Below are 21,601 nucleotides of genomic sequence, written 5' to 3' on the forward strand. Positions count from 1 at the left end.
ACATGAAACGCGAAGATTTAATCGCTCCAGAGTATTATAATTTGTCTCAAGAAGTAGAAAAATTTGCTAAAAATGAAGATCTAGTCGCTATTAAATGGTTGAGTGAGGCTGGTGAATTACGCAATGTAACGTATGTAGAATTAGTTAAAAATGTAAATAAAATTGCAAACGCTTTCGTTAGTCAAGGATTAAAACAAGGAGATCCAGTATTGTTACTTCTCCCAAGATTGCCAGAAGCATACTTTACTTATTTAGCATGTTTAAAAGCAGGACTAGTTATTATCCCGTGTTCTGAGATGCTTCGGGCAAAAGATTTAGTTTATCGTATTAATCATGCTGAAGCGAAAGCAGTTATCGCATATTATCAATTCACAACGGAAGTAAATCTAATTCAAGAAGAAATGCCATCTTTAACTCACAAGTTTGTTGTTGGAGCCGAAGAAGCAGGTTGGACATCGCTTGATGCTTTAGCAGCTAATGAAAGTGAAGAATATGAAGGTGCTAAAACAAAACGTGATGAAATGGCATTTTTACCATATACTTCGGGTACAACAGGAAACCCGAAAGCTGTAGTGCATACACATGGCTGGGCGTACGCTCATCTTCAAACAGCATCTAAAAAATGGTTAGGCGTAGAAGAAGGAGACGCGGTTTGGGCAACAGCTGCACCAGGTTGGCAGAAATGGATTTGGAGTCCGTTCCTTTCAACAATTGGTATGGGAGCGACAGCTTTCGTATATCATGGGAAGTTTGAGCCGAATAAATATTTACAACTTCTTCAAGACCATGAAATTAACGTATTATGTTGTACACCAACAGAATATCGCTTAATGGCTAAAGTAGACAATATCGAACAATATTCCTTACCAGCTCTACGTAGTACAGTATCAGCAGGCGAGCCACTGAATCGACAAGTAATTGATACATTTAAGAAACATTTTAATGTAGAAGTTCGTGATGGTTATGGCCAAACGGAAAACACTTTACTAGTTGGTACGCTAATGGGTATGGAAATTAAACCAGGTTCAATGGGTAAACCAACACCAGGAAATCAGGTCGAAGTAATTGATGAAGATGGAAATCCTGTAAAACCAGGTGAAGTAGGAGATATAGCAGTACATCGTAGTACACCTGCGCTCTTCACTGAGTATTATAAAGATCCTGAACGTACAGCGATGGCGTTCCGTGGAGATTGGTATATTACTGGTGACCAAGCGACTAAAGATGAAGATGGATACTTCTGGTTTGAAGGACGCAGTGATGATATCATCATTAGTTCTGGATATACAATTGGGCCATTTGAAGTTGAAGATGCCCTAACTAAACATTCAGCAGTTAAGGAATGTGCAGTAGTCGGTAGTCCAGATGAAATTCGAGGAAGTATTGTTAAAGCATTTATCGTTTTGAGAAATCCAGAAGATGAAAAAGATGAAAATCTAATTCCAAGCTTACAGGAACATGTAAAAACGTTAACGGCTCCGTACAAATATCCAAGAAGTATTGAATTTGTTTCCGACTTACCGAAAACAACATCAGGAAAGATTCGTCGTGTTGAATTACGACAACGTGAAAAAGAAATGAAAGCTTAAATCTATGAAACTTTGATTGAGTGAGCGCTCAATTTTTCAAAAGGTAGGAGATATTTCTCCTGCCTCTTTGTCTAGTTACAGGCCATTCCCCTAAAAAGTTAATATCCTGCCGTTAAGTAAACGTTTCGATGGTTTGAACTGTTGACTATCGAGGTTGCTCGTAACGTTTGGCTTTTCTTGTTTATATTTGCATTTTGAGTGTAATTTTGTGAAGATGTTGGCAATGGAATTTTTAATGAAAGTGAGTGGTCCGATGGCAACGTTATGGCACGGTGGAACTTTTTATACGATGAAAATTGAGAATGAAAAGGTTGAAGCGGTTCTAACCGATAAAGGGGTTATAAAAGCAATAGGAAATATTGCTGATTTGGAAAAAAAATATCAAAGTGAGATAGTAGGTAGAGTTAATATTCACGGCGGCTTTGCTTACCCAGGTTTTGTTGATAGTCACCTACATATGATCGGATATGGTGAACGTCTACTACGACTTGATTTATCTGAAGTTCAGTCGGCCATGAAGATGAAGAAGTTATTGTTAGAAAAAGTGAACGAAGCTAAAGAAGGAGAGTGGATTATTGGGGAAGGATGGAATGAAAATAATTTTTCAGATCGAAAAATTTTTCACTTTACAGAATTAGATGAAATGGCACCTAATAATCCAATGTTACTGAAGCGTATATGTCGTCACGCATTATTAGCAAATAGTAAAGCGATGGAACTAGCTAACGTTAAGGAAGAAACGGTAGATCCCCAAGGTGGGGTAATCGTTCGTGATACAAATGGTCAACCAACGGGTTATTTCCTAGATGAAGCACAAGAATTAATTAAAAAAGTAGTACCAGAAGATAGTGCAGACTACTTACATAAAGCGTTAACGAAGTCAATTGATGACATGTTTCAACTGGGTTTAGTAGGTGGCCATACAGAGGATTTATCCTATTACGGTTCTCCTGATCGACCTTTACACGCTTTTCGGCAGGTCATTGATGGACATTCAAGAAAATTCAGGGCGCATTTACTCGTTCACCATCAAGTCGCAGAAACAGTGGACAAAAATTTATCACGGTTATTCGATAACCATCCATATATCGAATTAGGGGCTGTTAAAGTTTTTGCTGATGGAGCTTTAGGTGGAAGAACGGCGCTCCTCAGTAATCCGTATAATGATGCACCAGATACGAATGGAGTAGCCATTCATTCTCAAGAAGATCTAGATGAGATTGTTAAGGTAGCAAGGTCGATGAAAAAACCAGTAGCAATTCATGTAATAGGTGACTTAGCGGTCGAACATGCATTAAATGCGATTGAGAAATATCCACTAGTGGGTGAGCTACCTGATCGATTAATTCATGTCCAAGTGTTAAGAAAAGAATTAATGGAACGGATGAAAAAGCTCCCGCTCATTCTCGATATTCAACCTTCATTTGTAGCTACTGATTTTCCTTGGGTCGAAGAACGGCTTGGATATGATCGTTTGTCTTTTTCATTTGCTTGGAAAACGTTAATGAATTACGGATTAATATGTGCTGGCGGATCAGATGCACCTATTGAAAGTGTAAATCCGTTACTTGGAATTCATGCAGCTGTTACTAGAAGGAAAGTAACTGAGGATCATGGTGGATATTTACCTGAACAAAAGTTAACAATGTTTGAAGCGATTCAATTATATACAACAGGTAGTGCCGCAGCGATTAACGCACAAGAACATCGCGGATTGATCCAAGAAGGATTTCTAGCTGATTTTACCATATTAGAAAAGGATCTCTTTCAACTCAAAGGAAATGACATTTTAGAGGCGAAACCTTTGATGACTGTTGTAGATGAAACGATTATGTATGATCAAAGAAGGGACTGACTTTATGTCAGCCCTTGCTTTTTACAAAAACTTGCGTTGAACTTTCTCCCAGAACGAATTGTTTTTTAATTTTAAAACTTTAATTTGACGAGTTGACACTTTAATTTCCAGTTGTTTAGCATGGTGGATGCTCACTGCTTCATTATCTAATCCAATAATTGGATAATCATTTCCGTCTTGAACAATTTGAAGTTTAAGGGTACGATCGTCAGCTAATAGAAATGAAGTTCCAAGCGTACGGTAGTCGTTATTATTTAAAGAAGCAATTTCACTGACTTGCATTGATGGAAGATGTGGGTCAACTACAGCTCCACGGACCGACTTGTTATAAGCGGTACTACCTGTAGGTGTTGAAACGATCATACCGTCGCCTCGAAACGTTTCAAAATGTTGATCATCAATTAAGACGTCAATAACTAACGTTTTAATAACGTTAGAACGAATACTACATTCGTTGAGACAAAAGTATGGAGTTTCCTCATCTATTTTGACTTCGATCGTTGAATATTTTCGTACTTCCACTTGTTCGTTTTTCATGGAATGAAACATTTTATCTACTTCATTGATCGTAAAGTCGGTATAGAAGCCAATTTCATCAGTATTTACACCAACGTATAGGCAATTTTCTTGAAAATTTGTTTTTCTTAATGCTTGTAAAAAAGCATTGTCGCCTCCAATGGAAACAATAATATTAGCATCTTTCACTTCATCTACCGTTTGAAATCCATTTGAATGGGCGAATTCCTTAAGTGAGGAGACTTTTTCTTTAAGTTCAGGGGTATGTTTATAAAAGAACAAGACGTTTTTACGGTTAGGCATTATGTAACTTCCTTTCAATATGTAGTGCTTTTGATAAATTTTTCAATAGTAGTATTGGCATCTTTATTATTGTACATGTATATTCGTTTCATAATCTTGAACATTATGTTAAAATTTAACATTGTTATTACGTATAGACTAGGAGTGTTTTAATGGTATGAGTAAAAAAAGATGGCTAGCTTTATTAGCAGTTACTGTATTATTTATTCTTTCAACGACCATAAATTTAAGGGCGCCAGCTACATCGTCCAATTGGGATGAGTTGTTTAGTGCTGATGACCGTAAGTGGGTCGAGCGAACATTACGTGAAGGAGATCGAAAAGAAAAAATTGTCGTACTCGATGTCAATGGTGTTATTCAAGATCAAGATGACACATCGTTTTTATTCAGTAGTGTGGGTTATAGGCACCGCACATTTTTATCAATGCTTGAGTACGCCGCAAAAGATCCAGATGTAGAGGGAATCATTATTCGAGTAAATTCACCAGGTGGTGGAGTTGTTGAGAGTGCAGAAATTTACGATAAAATTCGTAGTATTCAAGAGGAGTATTTTAAAAAGATTTATGTTTCCATGGGAAGTATGGCCGCTTCAGGTGGGTATTACATAGCAGCTCCAGCCGATAAAATTTTTGCTAATACTTCTACAATTACGGGTTCACTAGGTGTTATTATGCAGTCTTACAATGTATCAGAATTAGCTGAACAGATCGGAATTCAGGAACAAACAATTAAAAGTGGTGAATATAAAGATATTATGTCTCCAACGCGAGAGATGACAGAAGATGAAAGGGCCATTTTACAATCTATTATTGATGATGCATATGTTGAATTTGTTGATGTTATTGTAGAAGGAAGAGGATTACCTGAAGAAGAAGTAAGGAATATCGCAGATGGTCGAATTTATAGTGGTTCTCAAGCAGTTCAACTTGATTTGGTCGATGATATTAAAAGTTATGAAGAGACGGTCGACGCTTTAATCGAAGACTTAGGGCTTGGCAACTTGCAAGTAATCCGTTATGAAACATCTGTTGGATTTAACGATTTATTACAGTTATCAGCTCAACGATTATCAATGAACCAAGGTGATTTGCTAGGATTACAGCAGTTAGTACGTCAAACGAATTCCCCGACCTTAATGTATTTATATACGAAGTAGGAGAAGTATATGGAAAATAATTATAATGAACTACAAGAAAATGAATTAACTGAAGTGATAAATGAACCAAAAAAGTACCGTTATGCAGGCTTTTGGATGAGATTATGGGCGTTTTTATTAGATGGTATCGTCATTTATAGTGTTAATGGTCTAATTACCTACCCACTATTAAGATTATTGGATCTATCGAGGGAAACCATTTGGTTTTTTTCAATTGCAGGAGTTTTAACAGCTTTAGTGGGTTTTATTTATTTTACACTTATGACCAAATGGTTTTCACAAACACTTGGAAAACAATTATTTGGATTGAAAGTCATACAAGTAAGCGGCGAGTCCCTCTCTTGGAAGACTGTCATGTTTCGAGAAGTCGTCGGACGATATTTGCACTATCCATTTTTCCCATTAAAATTATTGTATTTGATCATTCCTTTTTCAAGCAGGAAACAAGGGTTGCATGATCGGATTGCGGACACATTTGTAATACACGAAGAAAGATAACCTGTCAATTGACAGGTTTATTTTTTGTGTTTTTGGTCAATAATGGAAAAGGTTAACGTATATACTGAATCTAAAAATGAAATGGTGATTAGAATGAATATCTTCATTCTCGTTATATTAATAATCTTACTGCTTTTATTTATTATCTTCATAACCAAACTAAATATTTTCATTAGCTATTATCATAATGGGGATGATGATGAATTAATGGTCAGGGTTCGTGCATGGAGAATTTTGTCTTACACTTTTAAAGCCCCTTTAATAAAAATTGATAAAGATTCCCCTTCGATAATTGTTGAAGAGGAACAAAGTATTGGTGGTATAGAAGATGAAAAGAAAGTAAAACTAACTTTTGAGAGGATTATGAGAGACCTCGAAAAGTTTAAAGATTTTTTGCAACAGGTCGTCGGATTTCACAAAATTGTTCGGCGTTTCTTAAGTCATGTATCGGTACGAGATATGAGATGGACGACAAACATCGGTGTATCGGACGCCGCATTAACTGGCTTTTTATCGGGTATGGCTTGGTCTGTTAAAGGAGGAATAATCGGTCTTATTGCTAACTATACAAAAATGAAGCAGCTACCAAAGATCGCAATAAACCCTCACTTTCAACAGACTGTATCTCAAACAGATTTAAAATGTATAGTTTCGTTTAGAGTCGGATATTCTATCATCGCAGGAATTCTTGTTTTAAGACATTGGAAAAGACGTCCCGTTTCATTAAGAGCTAACGATGAAAAAGCTTAGATGAAATTACAACTACATATTTTGAACAAAAGAAATAAACGGTTGATAATTGGGGACAATAAAAATATATCAAATATGACAGGAGGTAATTTTTATGTCAGAACATCCTATTCAAGGTTTAATGAAAACAGCGATGGAAAATTTAAAAGAAATGGTTGATGTTAATACGATCGTTGGTGATCCAGTAGAAACTCCAGATGGCAGTGTCATCATGCCAATTTCTAAGGTTGGTTTCGGATTTGCAGCAGGTGGGAGTGAATTTGTTGTTGATCATAAAACCGCTACTGGCACAACAGAAACTCTAAATCCATTTGGTGGAGGTAGTGGGGGTGGTGTCTCTATTACACCAATTGCCTTCTTAGTTGTTAGCTCGACAGGTGTGAAAATGGTACACCTCGATAGCAATACGCACTTATATGAAAAACTTCTTGATTTTGCACCACAAGTGGTTGATAAAATTCAACAAATGGTTAATAACGGTACTGGAAACCAAGATGAAACAAAAATTACAACAACAACGTCAACAACTTCAACATTTGACGATATCGATCCAAACCGATTAACTTAATGGTAACAATGCGAAGGGTGAATTTAGTTTCCCCTTCGTTTTTTCTGGAACTTGGTAAAAAGATAAAGAACAATATTATATATTCCGCAACAACTGCCAGTAACAAAATGAATACAGACTAAATGCCCCACGTCCTGTGGCAATGTGACCCACATCGTGTGGGCCTCAACTAACCATCAGTGGTGGAAGAGGAAAACCCCTCACTGATGGAAGCTTTACTTTATAAAGGAATTCTTTTAACGTTAAAGAAGTATTTAAAGGTTGAAAAATTTACCGAAAAAAACTATGATTACACTGTACATATATTAAAAACTAAGGGAGGCGTAATATTATGGCAAATGTAACATTTAAAGGAAACCCTGTAACACTATTAGGTAACGAAGTGAAAGTTGGTGAAACTGCACCAGATTTTACAGTATTGGCTAACGACTTATCACCAGTAACATTAGCAGACAGCAAAGGGAAAGTACGTTTAATTAGTGTGGTTCCTTCTGTTGATACTGGAGTTTGTGATCAACAAACGCGTCGTTTCAATGAAGAAGCAGCTGGATTAGGTGATGTACAAGTCCTAACAGTGAGTGTGGACTTACCATTCGCACAAAAACGTTGGTGTGCAGCAGCAGGTATCGAAAACCTTCAAACGGTATCTGATCACCGTGATCTATCTTTCGGTAAAGCATATGGCGTAGCAATTGAAGAACTTCGTTTATTAGCTCGTGCAGTGTTTGTTATTGACGCTAATGATAAAGTATCATATGTAGAATATGTTTCAGAAGCGACAAACCATCCAAACTACGAAGCAGCAATCGAAGCTGTTAAGGCAGCTCAATAATAATAGTAATGAGGGGAAGAGGCTATTCTATAGTCTCTTTTTTTGATTAAAAAGTATTACTGCTTGATGAAGGGGAGGGCACGATGCAACGAAAGCGCCTGCATCGTGCCCGAGAGAGGAAGAAACTAGGAGAAAGTGGTGACGGAAGCGCCTAAACTGTATCTAGAAGAAGGATTTAGGAGGTTTTAGGTAAACAAGGAACTATTTTTGCTTGAGGAGAAAACAGATGGAAATTTTGACCTGTAATCATCCTACAAAGGTTAAAACTAATTATTTCATTGATCCCCATTAATACTAAGGTCACTAACATAATAAGAATTCTTCCCTTGCGAAATGAGTTTGTAGTTTGTCAAAAGAATATTTCGTATGGTTTTCTTAGATGTAATGATCTTACACCACTCGTATATTGTGTTTGTAGTTATTTTTCTGTTTGGGAAAAGAATAGTAAATTCTTCTACACACCTTAACACAGCAGTGGTAACATCTTCTATTTGCCCGCAATTTTTGCAAACTAATATTCTGTCATTGCACGCACCTATTAACGAAGCGCACGAAACACAAGGTATTCCCTTTTTAAGTTGTTCATAAGTATATTCAGGTAACTTGGCATAGGGGGATTTATTATGGTGAATAGTTAACAGTTTTTCTTGTTAACAGTTTTTCTGCTAATTGTGAATGTTTTTCGGTTAGTTGGTTTGTCGATTTTTTGTTTAAGTTGTTCAGAAATCGTTTAAGCTGAGTCGGAAAAATAATTTGCATATTGAGTGGGGCTTGGTATAGCTGAAAATGGGGATTCATGAAGATGAGGTATGTTTCAAGTGAAGTGATAAAAGTGTTAAACCCAAGTTCTTGGAGTAAACGTTGAAATAAAAATTCACTACGTTTTACTTGAAGGACGGGATTTTTGATTTCGGTTTTCGTTAACGTGTACCATTTATCGTCTTCGATCAAAAAGTCGCCTTCATAATTTTTGACTTCAAAGAGGTAGATTTTCTCTGTAGTTATTAATAGTGTATCGATTTGAAAAAACGTATTGTGCATTCCAATAATAAGTCATTTAATACAAGGCAATCCATCGATCGTTTCTCTAGCCATTTATCAAACGCTTGCTCACCTTTATATCCCCTTTCAAGATTTAAGTAGTATTGATCTTCCTTTTCAGATAAAATAGATCGACCATTTAAATATCTCCAAATCTTTAAAGCTACTGCTTCTTCACGAGGTTTAATAGCCATAGGTCACCCCATTAAAAGATACATTAATTTTATGAAAAATAGCTTTGACATACAAGCATTCCAATCCTATTTTTTTATAACTAGGAAGTCTAACTTTCGTAAACCTAAGTAATCAAAACGAGTCAATTACACATCACCAAAAAAAAATCAGCATAAAAGGTTTATTATGTGCTTCTTTTTGCTAAAATATACGAATGATAGGAACAATCGAACGGAGGAGAAGTTGTGTTAGAACCGAAGACAAATATAGAAAAGTTGTTTGTAGCGATTGATGAAAGTGCTGAACTACTAAAGGAAGAACTCGATATTACATATTTAGAAGCTTTAGCTGATGCGGGAGAAAATCTTTTTCAAGGTGAAGTGGTTCAAGAGATTTCGTCCGCAACTAAAAAACAATTGGAAAGTAGATTAGCTCAAATAGACTTTGAAGTCTTGCATAAAGAGGAAGTTAGAAAAGCTCTGCAATTAGCTGTGTTAAAAGGAATGAAAGAAGCGACGCAACCGAATCATGCCCTCACTCCTGATACAGTGGCAATATTTATAAGTTACTTAGTAAATAAGATTACGAGCAAAAAGGAAGAGGTGACCATTGGCGATCCAGCCGTTGGGACTGGAAATTTGTTAACGGCTGTTTTAAACGGACTGCAGAAAAAAAAGGTAAAAAGTTATGGACTAGAAGCAGATGAGACGTTGTTGCATCTAGCTTTTGTGAGTGCTAACTTGCAGGAACAACAAATTGAACTGTATCACCAAGACAGCATCAGACCGTTGAGCTTGGCACCAGTTGACGTCATTTTATCTGATTTACCAGTTGGTTATTATCCAAATGAAGAGATTGCCTTTCAATATGAGCTAAAGGCAAAAGAAGGACGATCGTTTGTCCATCACTTAATGATTGAAAAATCAGTTGAATTAACAAAAGAAAACGGATATCTGATTTTTCTTATTCCAAATTTTTTGTTCGAAAGTGACCAAGCTCCTGCCTTGAATGCATATCTTAAAGAAAAAACAATCATCTTAGGGTTACTACAGTTACCGCAAACGATGTTTAAAAACGCACAACATGGCAAAAGTATTTTAATCCTTCAAAAAAAGGGAGATGAAGCTGTTCAGCCGCGGCAAGCGTTACTGGCGGACATGCCATCATTTTCTCGTCAAGATGCGTTAGCAGATATGTTAAAGCAAATTGATCGTTGGTTTGAAGAAGAGTTAAACATTTCATAAACATCAAAAATATAATCGAAAAGCTACTTGAAAAGTGTTTTGTGCTGTTCATACATAAAACTAGCATTCCTAGTTTGCGTTGAGAGGCCGACCTTTTAAGGTAGCTTTTTTCATTTTGAAAGAGGTTAATTTCATCTACTTTCGGTTACATTAAAAGATGGGCTTACTGTTCATTAGATGTATTAGAAATAGGCATGCAAGTCTGAATTTAAAGACTTTAAAGTAGTCGGTTGAAAACAAATTACTAGAGTGTTTAAATAGGTAAGATGATCATATGACTGATTATAAAATCGATGAAATAATATACAACTTGGGTAGGAAATACACTTACCCAGCATGATTAAAGGAGCGGTTCGTCATAATGGCCAAAATAATAGCAATAAATGCAGGGAGTTCCTCGCTAAAGTTTCAATTATTAGACATGCCAGAAGAAGCAGTGATGACAAAAGGAATTGTAGAAAGAATTGGGCTAGGTGAAAGTATCTTTACGATTGAAGTAAATGGTGAAAAAAATAAAGAGACATTAGACATACCAGACCATTCGTATGCGGTTAAAATTCTCTTAGATAAGCTAACTACGTTAGGGATTATTGCATCATTAGAAGAAATTGAAGGGATAGGGCACCGTGTAGTTCATGGTGGTGAGAAGTTTAATGACTCTGTTTTAATTACAGCTGAAGTGTTAGCAGGAATTGAGGAAGTATCTGAGTTAGCTCCGTTACATAACCCAGCTAACATTATAGGTATTAAAGCTTTTAAAGAAGTACTGCCGAAGGTACCAGCAGTTGCTGTATTTGATACGGCATTTCATCAAACTATGCCTGAAAAGTCCTTCTTATATAGTTTACCGTACGACTATTACAAAGAATATGGAATTCGTAAATACGGTTTTCATGGTACATCCCATAAGTATGTATCACAGCGTGCTGCACAATTGTTAGATCGTCCCCTAGAACAAGTACGATTAATCTCTTGTCATCTAGGAAATGGAGCAAGTATTGCCGCTATTGATGGAGGAAGGTCGATTGATACATCAATGGGATTTACACCTCTTGCTGGGGTAACTATGGGAACTCGCTCAGGTAACATTGATCCAGCCCTAATCCCTTATATCATGGAAAAAACAGGGAAGACCGCTCAAGAAGTTCTCGATGTGTTAAACAAAAACAGTGGCATGTTAGGAGTTTCTGGCTTTTCTAGTGACCTAAGAGACATTGAACAAGAAGCAGAAAAAGGTAATGAACGAGCAGAACTAGCACTTGAAGTATTTACGTCTCGTATTCATAAATACGTTGGGTCTTATGCCGCGCGGATGAATGGTGTTGATGCGATTATTTTTACAGCAGGGATCGGTGAAAATAGTGATGTCATACGTGAGCGCGTTTTAAGGGGCTTAGAGTTTATGGGCGTATACTGGGACCCAACTTTAAATAAAGTAAGAGGTAAAGAAGCGTTTATCAACTATCCTCACTCTCCAGTTAAAGTTCTCATTATCCCGACGAATGAAGAAGTGATGATTGCGAGAGACACCGTACGACTCTCACAATCATAAACATAAAGTAAAATTTCATTTCGTAGGGTGTTCCTTTATCCCGTAATGAATATTAGTTATAAAACCGTTAATGAAAAAAATATTATAAAAAACAGGTAGACCCTTCAAAATGATAAAAGGTCTACCTGTTTCTGTTTTTATTCCTATGGATCGTCTTTTATCCCGCAACAACTGGCAGTAATAACTAAATGCACACAGACTAAATTTGGCACATCCTGTGGCAACGTACGTGTGACCCACATCGTGTGGACCTCAACTAACCATCAGTGGGGGAAGAGGAAAGCCCCTCATTGATGGAAGTTTCACTTTATGACAAAACTAAGAACTTGACCTTCTAGCGAACCAATCTGTGTGCAAAAACTTTTATTCAATAAATAGATCGCATACAATGAAAGTAACTTAGAAGTTTTGGGAGAGTGTTCATAATTGAGTTGGATGAACAAACAAGAAGGAGAACGGGTTGTCGATTACTTCATTGTGAAAGATCGGGAAACAAATATCGCGGCAAATGGCAGTGATTATCTATCTCTCACGTTAAGCAATCAGCATGGGATCCTACGAGCGAAATTATGGGACGTAACGGAAAAACAAAAAGAATGGTTATTAAAACGAGCGATTATTAAGGTTGATGGTATGATCACGTTTTTTCGGGAACAAAGACAATTGAATATTCAGCGTGTCCGCCTTGTGACAGAAGAAGATGCTATTGACATCAATGAGTTAGTCAATCATGTTACAATTCCCCGTGAGGAATTATGGCAGGAGTTACGTATGTTTATCGAAGAAGTTGAAAGTGATACACTTCGCGAATTAATTAAAACATTATTAAGAAAGAAGGACTTACGTGAAAAACTAACGACGGTCCCAGCGGCTAAAGAATATCATCATGCGTATTATGCAGGGTTGCTTGAACATATTGTTACACTTTGTCATGTTGCAGCACAATTATTACCAGTGTATCCACAATTAAATAAGGATGTTATCATCACATCTTGTATTTTGCACGATATAGGTAAAACGAAAGCAATAAGTGATCCGATTGTACCTGACTATACAACCAGTGGCGAATTACTTGGTTATGTCTTCTTAAGTATAGAAATGATACTAGAAGGAGCGATACAAGCAGGAATTTCGACAGATCACAACGAAGTTTTAGCAGTAAAGCATTGTGTTCTGTCAAATGATCGACAACCAACACAAGCAAGTGGAGTTCGTAGTAAAACAGCAGAGGCTATATTTTTTCAACATATCAATCAACTGGATAATGAATTAAATGCTCTATTTACGCTAGGTAATGAATCTAATGAAGATTGGACATTTTTACCAATGTTTAAGCGAAGGATGTATACTTATCGGAAATAAAAGAGCTACAACTAGGGGGAACAAGGGGATGAACAGAGTTTCGCAAGAAAAGATAGAGAAATTAAAATTAACAGAAGATCAGTTAGCCAATCGTTTTGATTTTAACCAATTTCCATTTCAAACCACAGCAGAAGTCGATAGTTTAATTGGAGAGATGGTTGGACAAGAACGAGCAGTTCGAAAAAATAGTTCGAGCGAAAGGAGTAAAAGCGAGTGACTTTAACGAAACAGGAACAGCGTTTGATATTAGAAATTGAGCAGTGGGAAGAAACATTTTTTCTACATGAGCCGACAGACTTTGAAACAATGTATCAAAAATGGTTAAACGTCGGTTTAGACCAAATTGGTAAAGATAAAAAATCCAAAGTTTTGGAGACTATCGATAACTTTTTATTTCATTTACATGCGATGATTCAAAATTCACGGTTTCATGAAGATGCAAGAGAGAGAATTCTCGAACAAGCTAAAGTGTTTAATGCAGAAATTGAAGAAGTTCAAGATATTCGAACATTGTCAATTGAAAAGCTAAACTTTATGGCCAAACAACAAATGGCGAAGCAACGGCTAATGTCAATGGGGCAAGGCGGTGTTTCGGGTATGGGGGGAATTCTTTTATTAGGAATAGACCTCCCTGCCATGATTGCCATTAACATGAGAGCAATTCAACTCATTGGCCTGTCTTATGGATATGATGTAAAACGTCCTGCTGAAATGATGGTCGCCATAAAAATTTTTCATGTTGCGTCTTTACCGAAAAACTTACAAGCGGGTGCTTGGGATGCATTATGGGAGGAAGTACAGTCGGAAGATTATGATGAATGGTTTTATACAGGAAACGAAGAAGTTGCAGATATTTCTTGGATCCAACAACCTTTAAGACAATTAATAAAAGTTATGATGATTATGTTATTACGGAAAAAATTAATCCAAGGTGTGCCGCTTATTGGAATGGTTTTTGGAGCAACGATGAATTATCAATTTTCAAGGCAAGTAACCGAAGTGGCGCAACGGTTTTATCAAAAACGATTATTAATTGAAAAAGGTTAAATAGCGAAGCGAAGCCCTTATCTTTAGAGGACTTCGCTTTTAATTTGTGTCTATTAGTAGAATATTGTTTGAATTACAGCGGTAAACTAAGTTAATCGCAAAGAAACGACATACTTATTACCTCCTAGATTATTGGTGAACTTTGTCTGTGACATTTTGATTGATGCGGTACCAAATCCAGAGGTCGTTAATAATTGAAGCTAATTCTGAAATATCACTATTTAATTCACAAGATTTCGGAAAGTTTTCTTCGTTATTAAGTGCTGCTTGTTTTTGATTAATTTGTACTTCAAGGTCAGCAATTCGATCAGGTATACTCCCGCGATTTTGTTCCCATCGAAGTAAAATTTCTGTTTGCGTAGAAAATGTATATTCATCCCAGTCTTTATATAAATGGGGTATCTCTATTCCTAAGCGCTTATCATATATAAATTTAAAATCCACATCTCCACCTCCTCTTTTAATTTTACATGAACTATCTAGAGATTTAAACATATAGATAGTGAAAACAAAAATTGATAAATAATATTCAATTTTTTTAAATTACCCTATTGCCAAAAATGAAGTTAGTTGTTAAAGTAATGAATAATAATTAGTTTTTATTTAAGTTTATTCATTTTATAAGAATTTGATTTCACTGTTGTTATCAATATTCGGAAAGCATTATGGAAGTCATCATATAAAGCTTGAGTAAAATGGTCAATACATTACTTTTAATGCTCGCTAATCGGCGAGTTTACTTTAGAAAATCAATGCATAAAAATGATTGATAAAGAATTTATATTCATATACTTATTGGAGGGAATAGCATGACTAAGAAAAAAGTAGTATTAGCATATTCTGGGGGATTAGATACATCGGTAGCAATTAAATGGTTAAGTGACCAAGGGTATGACGTTGTAGCTGTCGGTCTTGATGTTGGTGAAGGAAGAGATTTAGATTTTATTAAAGAAAAAGCTCTTACAGTTGGAGCTATTCAGTCCTATACAATTGATGCGAAAAAAGAATTTGCAGAAGAGTTTGTGCTACCAGCACTTCAAGCTCATACATTATATGAGCAAAAGTATCCGCTAGTATCGGCGTTATCACGTCCATTAATCTCAAAGAAGCTCGTTGAAATTGCAGAGCAAGTAGGCGCTGATGCCGTTGCTCATGGTTGTACAGGTAAAGGAAACGACCAAGTGCGTTTTGAAGTATCCATTCAAGCGTTAAATCCTGATTTAGAAGTACTTGCTCCTGTTCGTGAGTGGGGTTGGTCTCGTGATGAAGAAATTGAATATGCAAAAAATAACAATATTCCGATCCCAATTGACTTAGACAATCCGTATTCAGTCGATGCTAACCTTTGGGGACGTGCGAATGAGTGTGGAGTCCTAGAAGATCCTTGGGCGACTCCTCCAGAAGGTGCATACGAAATGACAGCACCACTTGAAAAAACACCAGATGTTCCAGAGTACTTAGAAATTGCGTTTGAACAAGGAGTACCTGTGTCATTAGATGGAACAAAGTATGAACTACATGAACTTATTTTAAAATTAAATGAAGTCGCTGGTAAGCATGGGGTTGGACGTATTGACCACGTGGAAAATCGTCTTGTTGGTATTAAATCTCGTGAAGTATATGAGTGCCCAGGTGCGATGACATTGATTAAAGCTCATAAAGAATTGGAAGACTTAACATTAACGAAAGATGTAGCTCACTTTAAACCAGTAATTAGTCAAAAATTAGCAGAAGTGATTTATAACGGTTTATGGTTCTCTTCTTTAACTCCAGCCCTACAAGCTTTCTTACAAGAAACTCAAAAGAATGTAACAGGGCTCGTTCGTGTAAAACTATTTAAAGGCCATGCAATTATTGAAGGACGTAAATCAGAATACTCATTATATGATGAGAAGCTTGCTACGTATTCAACGGATGATGAGTTTGATCATAATGCAGCAGTTGGATTTATCAAACTTTGGGGCCTACCAACAAAAGTAAGTAGTAAAGTAAATAAGGACGTGAACAACAACAAGGGGGTCAAACTGTGAGTAAGCTTTGGGGTGGTCGATTTACGAAAACAGCCGAAGAGTGGGTCGATGAATTCGGCGCCTCTATCGGCTTCGACCAACTACTCGTAGAAGAAGACATCGAGGGAAGTTTAGCACACGTTAAAATGCTCGGTAAATGTGGCATTTTGGCAGAAGATGAAGTGGAGAAAATTACGGAAGGTTTACAGAAAATTTTAGCCAAAGCTCAAAATAGTGAGCTTGAATATTCTGTCCAAAATGAGGATATTCACTTAAACGTGGAAAAGTTCTTAATTGATGAAATTGGTCCAGTCGGTGGAAAGCTTCATACAGGTAGAAGTCGAAACGATCAAGTAGCAACAGATATGCATTTATACTTACGTAAACAAATTGAAGAAATTCTTTCTGAAATTAAAAGCTTACAACATGCTTTAGTCGAGCAAGGGAAACACCATATTGAAACGTTAATTCCAGGCTATACACATTTGCAACGGGCGCAGCCTGTTTCATTTGCGCATCATTTAATGGCTTATTTCTGGATGTTAGAGCGAGACTTTAATCGTTTTTCAGATAGCCTAAAGCGCGTCAACATTTCACCACTCGGTGCAGGAGCGCTCGCTGGAACGACTTTCCCGATTGATCGTCACTATAGCGCAGAGTTATTAGGATTCGATGGGATTTATGAAAATAGCCTAGACGCGGTCAGTGATCGTGATTTCATTCTAGAGTTTTTAAGTGGCTCATCGATTATGATGATGCACTTATCAAGACTTTGTGAGGAAATCATCCTATGGTCATCACAAGAGTTCCGTTTTATCGAATTAGATGATGCCTTTGCAACAGGAAGTAGCATCATGCCACAAAAGAAAAATCCTGATATGGCAGAACTGATTCGTGGAAAAACAGGACGAGTGTATGGAAGTTTATTCTCCCTATTAACGATCCTGAAAGGACTTCCACTTGCGTACAATAAAGATATGCAAGAAGATAAAGAAGGTATGTTTGATGCGGTGACTACGGTCAAAGGTTCACTTAAAATCTTTACAGGTATGATTGAAACGATGACAGTCAATACCGATGTGATGGAGCAAGCGACGCATTCAGACTTCTCCAATGCAACGGAGCTAGCGGATTATTTGGCAAGCAAAGGAATGCCGTTCCGTGATGCGCACGAAGTTGTAGGAAAGCTTGTGCTTCACTGTATTCAACAAGGGCACTATCTCTTAGACCTTCCGTTTGCTGAGTACAAAGAAGCAAGTTCTCTATTTGAAGAGGATATTTATGAGGTGCTTCAACCGAAAACAGTCGTTGCCCGTAGAAATAGTGCGGGTGGGACAGGATTTGCTCAAGTTCAAATAGCGATCGAAAAAGCAGAAGCTTTGTTAAACAATAAATAGAAATCGCTCTAATTAGCGGAATAAATCGTATCGAATATAGAGGAAAGCAAGACGTAAATCAAGCCGATTTACGTCTTGCTTTCGTTTATCTCGCACCAGCTGGCAGTAATAGCCCCACCAAGAGTGCATGAATGAGTGCTTAAAGTATTAAAAAAAGCATTGAAGTTAAACTCAATGCACGAGGCTCATCTTTAAGACTTTTTTCTGCTCAAGAAAGCTATTAAGATACAAACATCGTATCTAGGTTAAGCTTGCTATCTTCTTTTTGAATATAGTCATAAATTTTATTTTCAACGGATACATCTAATTGTTGAAATCCGATATTACCGAATAAAATATTAAACTCAAATATATAAAATTGATTGTCAACCATAGCGACATCAAACCCAGCATGGTTAATTCCGAGTGTTTCGGCAACATGCTTTACTAAATCAATAGCCTCTCTAGGAATCAACTCTAACAAAATTTCCCCACCTTGGGCTAAATTATTTAAATGACTTTCTCCATTTCCGACACGCCAATACGCAGCAATAACGTCATCACCTACATAAACGATCCTCATGTCACGATCAATCGGTAATTGTTCTTGTACGTATAAAACATGACTAACTGATGCATATTCACGCAATTCTTTGACATCATGAATTAAGTACACGCCTTTCCCCATCGAATTTCGAACTTCTTTTGCAATAAAAGGGAACGGCATTTCATTTAATACGGTTTCAATGCCAAACTCATTGTTGGGTAAAATTAATGTATAGGGGACATGTTGTGGACAAATAGCCTTTAATGCACGAGTCATTTCAATTTTGTCATGTCCTAAATGATAAGAGTTGACGCTAGGAAAGATTTTTTTCTTTAGACCGTAAACGAGTGAATTAACTTGCCAATACTCGGGAAACAAAACCCAATCTGATTCTTTGATTTGGTCAATATGTTGAAACATAGAATCAGATTTTAAATAGGTAGTATTCGGAATACCTATCGTACGATAAGGGTTAAATGTAATATGTTTCATGTGTTCATTTCTCTCCCTAAACAATATTCTATTGTAAATTTTTTTTAACTAACTAAAACAAACATTTTAAATATTTGACTTATTGAAAATATTCAAAAAAATAAAACCATTTTTCATAACAGAGTAGGCAAGTAATTCGATTACGGATAATAAAGGTTAAAATTTTATCCTAATTTAATTTTACTTATAGTAACAAGAATTACAACAATTATTTTTAGAAAAAAAGGCTACAAATTTTACTAAAAAAGAGGTGATGTCTAAGAGTTAAACTCCACCGTTACTTATTAATAAAAGATTAGTTACGTACCTCGAAAAAATCCATAAAAAAAGATGTCCCTATGTGTTAAGGACATCCTCTTAAAGTTTATTAATTTCTAACGATTAAAACGTCACATTTCGCGTTCCTTGTAATGAATTCAGAAACACTTCCAATTAAAATACGTTCGACCGCATTAAGACCAGTAGCACCTGTAACGATTAAATCAACTTCGTGCTTATTAGCAATATCTTTTGCAATTCTTACTTTTGGAGAACCGAAATCTAGTACTACAGATACATTCGTAACTCCAGCTTCTTCTGCTTCTTTTTTGTATTGACCTAGAAGCTCATTTGCATACGATTCTGCACGAGCAACAACGGTACGGTCATATTGTTCAACCGTAGCAAAAGTACGAGTATCAATAACATGTGCAATAAAAAGTTGGGCATTATCTTTTTTTACAATATCTAAAGCTTTTTTTAATGCTACATTTGCTTCTTCAGAACCATCTACTGCTACTAAAATATTACGATAATTTTTTTCCATATTATCTACTCCCCTAAATAAATTGTGAAAACAATTTAACCACGTGGTTTTTCTAGATGTGTTTTATTTACCACAATTTCATTTTATCAAAACATTTTAATAATGATATCCTCATAAATAAATGTTCATGAATTGTTAAATAATAAACTTGGTTCTAAGATCTGAAGGGGGTACTTTTATGAAGGAACATAAGCTATCTGGTACAATTTATGATGAAGAAGGGGAAATGATGGTTCTCGAGCAAATTATGGATTCGTATCGGGTAGGAACGACAGAAGATCATGCATCAAATAGTCAAAATGAGACTAATGAACAATTAAGAGGGTAACGAGTAAGAAAAGGCTGACGGTTAGTAGTCGGCCTTTTTACATAACTTTTTTTTCCAGCAATAACTGGCATTAATCCCCCTACTTCAAGATTTCGAGGAATCTAAGAAGGAGAAGTGGGTGAAGAGGAAAATCTTCACTGATGGAAGTTTCGCTTTAACAGGTAAGCAATCTTTTTTACTTAATGTCCCTTTCATTGTATGATCAATGTAAAAGGAGTAGTTTCAATAGGTGGAAGGTGTGACGTTTATGCGACATGCGATTGTTACGGCAGGTACAAAAGGACTTGGCCTTAAAGTTACAGAGCAATTATTAGAAGAAGGGTATTCTGTTACGGTTAGTTATCGAAGTGATTTTATAGCCGTAGAAAAGTTGAAAGAACGATGGAAAGAAATAGTAGACCGACTTCATTTTGTGCAGGCAGACGTTACAAATAAAGAAGATTTAAACGAACTGATCCAATCATCAATTCGTAAGTTCCAAAAGATTGATATATTTGTTCATAATGCAGGTCCTTATATTTTTGAGCGTAAAAAGTTAGTTGATTATACAGAGGCTGAGTGGTATGAAATGGTTGAAGGTAATTTAAGTTCATTCTTTCATATTGCTAAAGGCGTCATTCCGCTTATGCGAAAGCAAAAGTTTGGGAGAATTGTTGCGTATGGATTTCAAGGTGCAAATGATGCACCAGGATGGATTTATCGTTCAGCATATGCCGCTGCAAAAGTTGGGCTTGTTTCCTTAATGAAGACGCTAGCCATCGAAGAAGCAGAGAATGGTATTACCGTTAATATGGTATGTCCAGGAAATATTTTAGGTGAAATGAAGGAAGCAACGATTGTGCATGCTCGTCAGTTTTATGATGAAAAAACACCAGTCGGTCGTTCAGGAACTGGTGAAGATATTGCAAGAGCAATTAGTTTTCTTTGTCAAGAAAATTCGGATATGATTACAGGAACCGTACTTGAAATAACAGGTGGACTTGACGTAATTAATAGTCATAGATAAAACAGTGGTGATATCCAAATCCAATTGGTGAAGTAGGTAACATGTTATATTTTAAATATAACATGTATTTTTTTTTCCAAAATAATGCACCTTAATACTAGAGGTGATATGGATGAAAAAACGTCAAATCTTATTTGTTCTTCTAATGGGTGTGCTGTTACTTGCTAATTCACCGTTAGGCTTAGCATCAGAGCTCATGGATAAATTTGCAATCAAAATTACAGTTATTGAAAATGGGGTCATTCATCAATGGGAGTATGATAACCCAGATCAATATGAATATGAAACAGGTAATGAGATAAAAAGAGGGAAAGAAGCTGAGAAAAAAGTACAAGAGATGATCTCTCTTATCCAACTTCGTGAAGATGCCAAGGTTGAATTTATGGTAAAACAGTTAAAAGCGAATGGATATGAAAATATTGAACGATTAGATATAAGAATGATGAACGGTGAAGGAAAATTATTTACATGGGTGTGGGACAAGGAAAATTCTTCGTAATGGTAATAGAGGTTTTGGGAATGACTAAAATGAAATTGTTTTTCCAAAAGTA

23 protein-coding genes are annotated in these 21,601 nt (G+C 36.3%); 17 read left to right on the forward strand and 6 right to left on the reverse strand.

The genetic code is table 11. The features are described from left to right. Window positions 1–2: 2 nt before the first annotated feature. Both mbcS and BK574_RS22180 read left to right on the forward strand, forming a co-directional pair. A complete protein-coding gene (mbcS, locus tag BK574_RS22175) occupies window positions 3–1,589 on the forward strand; it encodes an acyl-CoA synthetase MbcS (protein WP_075385983.1) in 1,587 nt (528 codons plus the stop codon). A 223-nt stretch (window positions 1,590–1,812) separates the two neighbouring features. Next, entirely contained in the window at window positions 1,813–3,444 is a 1,632-nt protein-coding gene (locus tag BK574_RS22180; RefSeq protein ID WP_338020614.1) for an amidohydrolase, read from the forward strand. Between the two features lie 21 nt (window positions 3,445–3,465). Here the strand turns inward: BK574_RS22180 and BK574_RS22185 are convergent, their stop codons facing one another. Beyond that, on the reverse strand, window positions 3,466–4,263 hold the full coding sequence (locus BK574_RS22185) for an NAD kinase (RefSeq protein ID WP_078430122.1): 798 nt from the start codon (window positions 4,261–4,263) through the stop codon (window positions 3,466–3,468). A 157-nt stretch (window positions 4,264–4,420) separates the two neighbouring features. Between BK574_RS22185 and sppA the strand changes: the two genes are divergently transcribed. The 5 genes from sppA to tpx all read left to right on the forward strand — a co-directional run bounded on the left by sppA (window position 4,421) and on the right by tpx (window position 8,067). Next, window positions 4,421–5,419: a signal peptide peptidase SppA gene (gene sppA, locus BK574_RS22190; protein WP_078430123.1), complete on the forward strand. Its 999-nt coding sequence runs from the start codon at window positions 4,421–4,423 to the stop codon at window positions 5,417–5,419. A 9-nt stretch (window positions 5,420–5,428) separates the two neighbouring features. After that, window positions 5,429–5,917, forward strand: a complete 489-nt coding sequence (locus tag BK574_RS22195; protein ID WP_078430124.1) for an RDD family protein — start codon at window positions 5,429–5,431, stop codon at window positions 5,915–5,917. Window positions 5,918–6,010: 93 nt separating this feature from the next. Then, complete coding sequence (locus BK574_RS22200; protein ID WP_218970610.1) at window positions 6,011–6,667, forward strand: DUF2953 domain-containing protein; 657 nt, start codon at window positions 6,011–6,013, stop codon at window positions 6,665–6,667. Between the two features lie 94 nt (window positions 6,668–6,761). Further along, window positions 6,762–7,235, forward strand: a complete 474-nt coding sequence (gene ytfJ / locus BK574_RS22205) for a GerW family sporulation protein (protein ID WP_078430126.1) — start codon at window positions 6,762–6,764, stop codon at window positions 7,233–7,235. A gap of 331 nt (window positions 7,236–7,566) precedes the next feature. Continuing rightward, window positions 7,567–8,067, forward strand: coding sequence for a thiol peroxidase (gene tpx / locus BK574_RS22210; RefSeq protein WP_078430127.1), 501 nt, complete (start codon window positions 7,567–7,569; stop codon window positions 8,065–8,067). Between the two features lie 621 nt (window positions 8,068–8,688). Here tpx and BK574_RS28570 read toward each other — a convergent pair. Then, window positions 8,689–9,108, reverse strand: a complete 420-nt coding sequence (locus tag BK574_RS28570) for a nuclease-related domain-containing protein (protein ID WP_238458072.1) — start codon at window positions 9,106–9,108, stop codon at window positions 8,689–8,691. Then, on the reverse strand, window positions 9,072–9,302 hold the full coding sequence (locus BK574_RS28575) for a hypothetical protein (RefSeq protein WP_238458073.1): 231 nt from the start codon (window positions 9,300–9,302) through the stop codon (window positions 9,072–9,074). The genes BK574_RS28570 and BK574_RS28575 overlap by 37 nt, the downstream gene beginning before the upstream one ends. 225 nt (window positions 9,303–9,527) lie before the next feature. Between BK574_RS28575 and BK574_RS22220 the strand changes: the two genes are divergently transcribed. From BK574_RS22220 to BK574_RS22240, 5 genes are all read left to right on the forward strand, one after another. Next, a complete protein-coding gene (locus BK574_RS22220; protein WP_078430128.1) occupies window positions 9,528–10,526 on the forward strand; it encodes a class I SAM-dependent methyltransferase in 999 nt (332 codons plus the stop codon). A gap of 361 nt (window positions 10,527–10,887) precedes the next feature. Continuing rightward, window positions 10,888–12,078, forward strand: a complete 1,191-nt coding sequence (locus BK574_RS22225) for an acetate kinase (RefSeq protein ID WP_078430129.1) — start codon at window positions 10,888–10,890, stop codon at window positions 12,076–12,078. Between the two features lie 435 nt (window positions 12,079–12,513). Beyond that, window positions 12,514–13,440: a 3'-5' exoribonuclease YhaM family protein gene (locus BK574_RS22230; RefSeq protein ID WP_078430954.1), complete on the forward strand. Its 927-nt coding sequence runs from the start codon at window positions 12,514–12,516 to the stop codon at window positions 13,438–13,440. 28 nt (window positions 13,441–13,468) lie between these two features. Further along, window positions 13,469–13,657, forward strand: coding sequence for a hypothetical protein (locus BK574_RS22235; protein WP_075385993.1), 189 nt, complete (start codon window positions 13,469–13,471; stop codon window positions 13,655–13,657). After that, the gene (locus BK574_RS22240) at window positions 13,654–14,487 is read left to right on the forward strand and encodes an EcsC family protein (protein WP_075385994.1); all 834 of its coding nucleotides are present in this window, start codon (window positions 13,654–13,656) and stop codon (window positions 14,485–14,487) included. The genes BK574_RS22235 and BK574_RS22240 overlap by 4 nt, the downstream gene beginning before the upstream one ends. Before the next feature lie 129 nt (window positions 14,488–14,616). Here BK574_RS22240 and BK574_RS22245 read toward each other — a convergent pair whose 3' ends face one another. After that, window positions 14,617–14,931, reverse strand: coding sequence for a hypothetical protein (locus BK574_RS22245; protein WP_075385995.1), 315 nt, complete (start codon window positions 14,929–14,931; stop codon window positions 14,617–14,619). A 365-nt stretch (window positions 14,932–15,296) separates the two neighbouring features. Between BK574_RS22245 and BK574_RS22250 the strand changes: the two genes are divergently transcribed. Continuing rightward, on the forward strand, window positions 15,297–16,517 hold the full coding sequence (locus BK574_RS22250) for an argininosuccinate synthase (protein ID WP_075385996.1): 1,221 nt from the start codon (window positions 15,297–15,299) through the stop codon (window positions 16,515–16,517). After that, window positions 16,514–17,893: an argininosuccinate lyase gene (gene argH, locus BK574_RS22255; protein WP_075385997.1), complete on the forward strand. Its 1,380-nt coding sequence runs from the start codon at window positions 16,514–16,516 to the stop codon at window positions 17,891–17,893. The genes BK574_RS22250 and argH overlap by 4 nt, the downstream gene beginning before the upstream one ends. A gap of 220 nt (window positions 17,894–18,113) precedes the next feature. Here the strand turns inward: argH and BK574_RS22260 are convergent, their stop codons facing one another. After that, on the reverse strand, window positions 18,114–18,911 hold the full coding sequence (locus tag BK574_RS22260) for an ATP-grasp domain-containing protein (protein ID WP_078430130.1): 798 nt from the start codon (window positions 18,909–18,911) through the stop codon (window positions 18,114–18,116). Window positions 18,912–19,278: 367 nt separating this feature from the next. Next, a complete protein-coding gene (locus tag BK574_RS22265) occupies window positions 19,279–19,716 on the reverse strand; it encodes a universal stress protein (protein ID WP_075385999.1) in 438 nt (145 codons plus the stop codon). 178 nt (window positions 19,717–19,894) lie between these two features. Here BK574_RS22265 and BK574_RS27710 point away from each other — a divergent pair, with 178 nt between their 5' ends. The 3 genes from BK574_RS27710 to BK574_RS22275 all read left to right on the forward strand — a co-directional run bounded on the left by BK574_RS27710 (window position 19,895) and on the right by BK574_RS22275 (window position 21,549). Further along, window positions 19,895–20,044, forward strand: a complete 150-nt coding sequence (locus tag BK574_RS27710) for a hypothetical protein (RefSeq protein ID WP_158211725.1) — start codon at window positions 19,895–19,897, stop codon at window positions 20,042–20,044. Window positions 20,045–20,291: 247 nt separating this feature from the next. Continuing rightward, window positions 20,292–21,050 (forward strand): SDR family oxidoreductase, encoded by a 759-nt coding sequence (locus tag BK574_RS22270; protein ID WP_075386226.1) that lies wholly within the window; start codon window positions 20,292–20,294, stop codon window positions 21,048–21,050. A 112-nt stretch (window positions 21,051–21,162) separates the two neighbouring features. After that, complete coding sequence (locus BK574_RS22275) at window positions 21,163–21,549, forward strand: hypothetical protein (protein ID WP_078430131.1); 387 nt, start codon at window positions 21,163–21,165, stop codon at window positions 21,547–21,549. Window positions 21,550–21,601: the final 52 nt, after the last annotated feature.

Origin of the sequence: Alkalihalobacterium alkalinitrilicum (genome assembly GCF_002019605.1) — a bacterium.
Taxonomy (GTDB): Bacteria; Bacillota; Bacilli; order Bacillales; family Bacillaceae_F; genus Alkalihalobacterium; species Alkalihalobacterium alkalinitrilicum.

Coding starts and splice junctions, on each gene's coding strand:
- mbcS (WP_075385983.1), top strand. CDS start 3: ATGAAACGCGAAGATTTAATCGCTCCAGAGTATTATAATTTGTCTCAA.
- BK574_RS22180 (WP_338020614.1), top strand. CDS start 1,813: ATGGAATTTTTAATGAAAGTGAGTGGTCCGATGGCAACGTTATGGCAC.
- BK574_RS22185 (WP_078430122.1), bottom strand. CDS start 4,263: ATGCCTAACCGTAAAAACGTCTTGTTCTTTTATAAACATACCCCTGAA.
- sppA (WP_078430123.1), top strand. CDS start 4,421: ATGAGTAAAAAAAGATGGCTAGCTTTATTAGCAGTTACTGTATTATTT.
- BK574_RS22195 (WP_078430124.1), top strand. CDS start 5,429: ATGGAAAATAATTATAATGAACTACAAGAAAATGAATTAACTGAAGTG.
- BK574_RS22200 (WP_218970610.1), top strand. CDS start 6,011: ATGAATATCTTCATTCTCGTTATATTAATAATCTTACTGCTTTTATTT.
- ytfJ (WP_078430126.1), top strand. CDS start 6,762: ATGTCAGAACATCCTATTCAAGGTTTAATGAAAACAGCGATGGAAAAT.
- tpx (WP_078430127.1), top strand. CDS start 7,567: ATGGCAAATGTAACATTTAAAGGAAACCCTGTAACACTATTAGGTAAC.
- BK574_RS28570 (WP_238458072.1), bottom strand. CDS start 9,108: ATGCACAATACGTTTTTTCAAATCGATACACTATTAATAACTACAGAG.
- BK574_RS28575 (WP_238458073.1), bottom strand. CDS start 9,302: ATGGCTATTAAACCTCGTGAAGAAGCAGTAGCTTTAAAGATTTGGAGA.
- BK574_RS22225 (WP_078430129.1), top strand. CDS start 10,888: ATGGCCAAAATAATAGCAATAAATGCAGGGAGTTCCTCGCTAAAGTTT.
- BK574_RS22230 (WP_078430954.1), top strand. CDS start 12,514: ATGAACAAACAAGAAGGAGAACGGGTTGTCGATTACTTCATTGTGAAA.
- BK574_RS22235 (WP_075385993.1), top strand. CDS start 13,469: ATGAACAGAGTTTCGCAAGAAAAGATAGAGAAATTAAAATTAACAGAA.
- BK574_RS22250 (WP_075385996.1), top strand. CDS start 15,297: ATGACTAAGAAAAAAGTAGTATTAGCATATTCTGGGGGATTAGATACA.
- BK574_RS22260 (WP_078430130.1), bottom strand. CDS start 18,911: ATGAAACATATTACATTTAACCCTTATCGTACGATAGGTATTCCGAAT.
- BK574_RS22265 (WP_075385999.1), bottom strand. CDS start 19,716: ATGGAAAAAAATTATCGTAATATTTTAGTAGCAGTAGATGGTTCTGAA.
- BK574_RS27710 (WP_158211725.1), top strand. CDS start 19,895: ATGAAGGAACATAAGCTATCTGGTACAATTTATGATGAAGAAGGGGAA.
- BK574_RS22270 (WP_075386226.1), top strand. CDS start 20,292: ATGCGACATGCGATTGTTACGGCAGGTACAAAAGGACTTGGCCTTAAA.
- BK574_RS22275 (WP_078430131.1), top strand. CDS start 21,163: ATGAAAAAACGTCAAATCTTATTTGTTCTTCTAATGGGTGTGCTGTTA.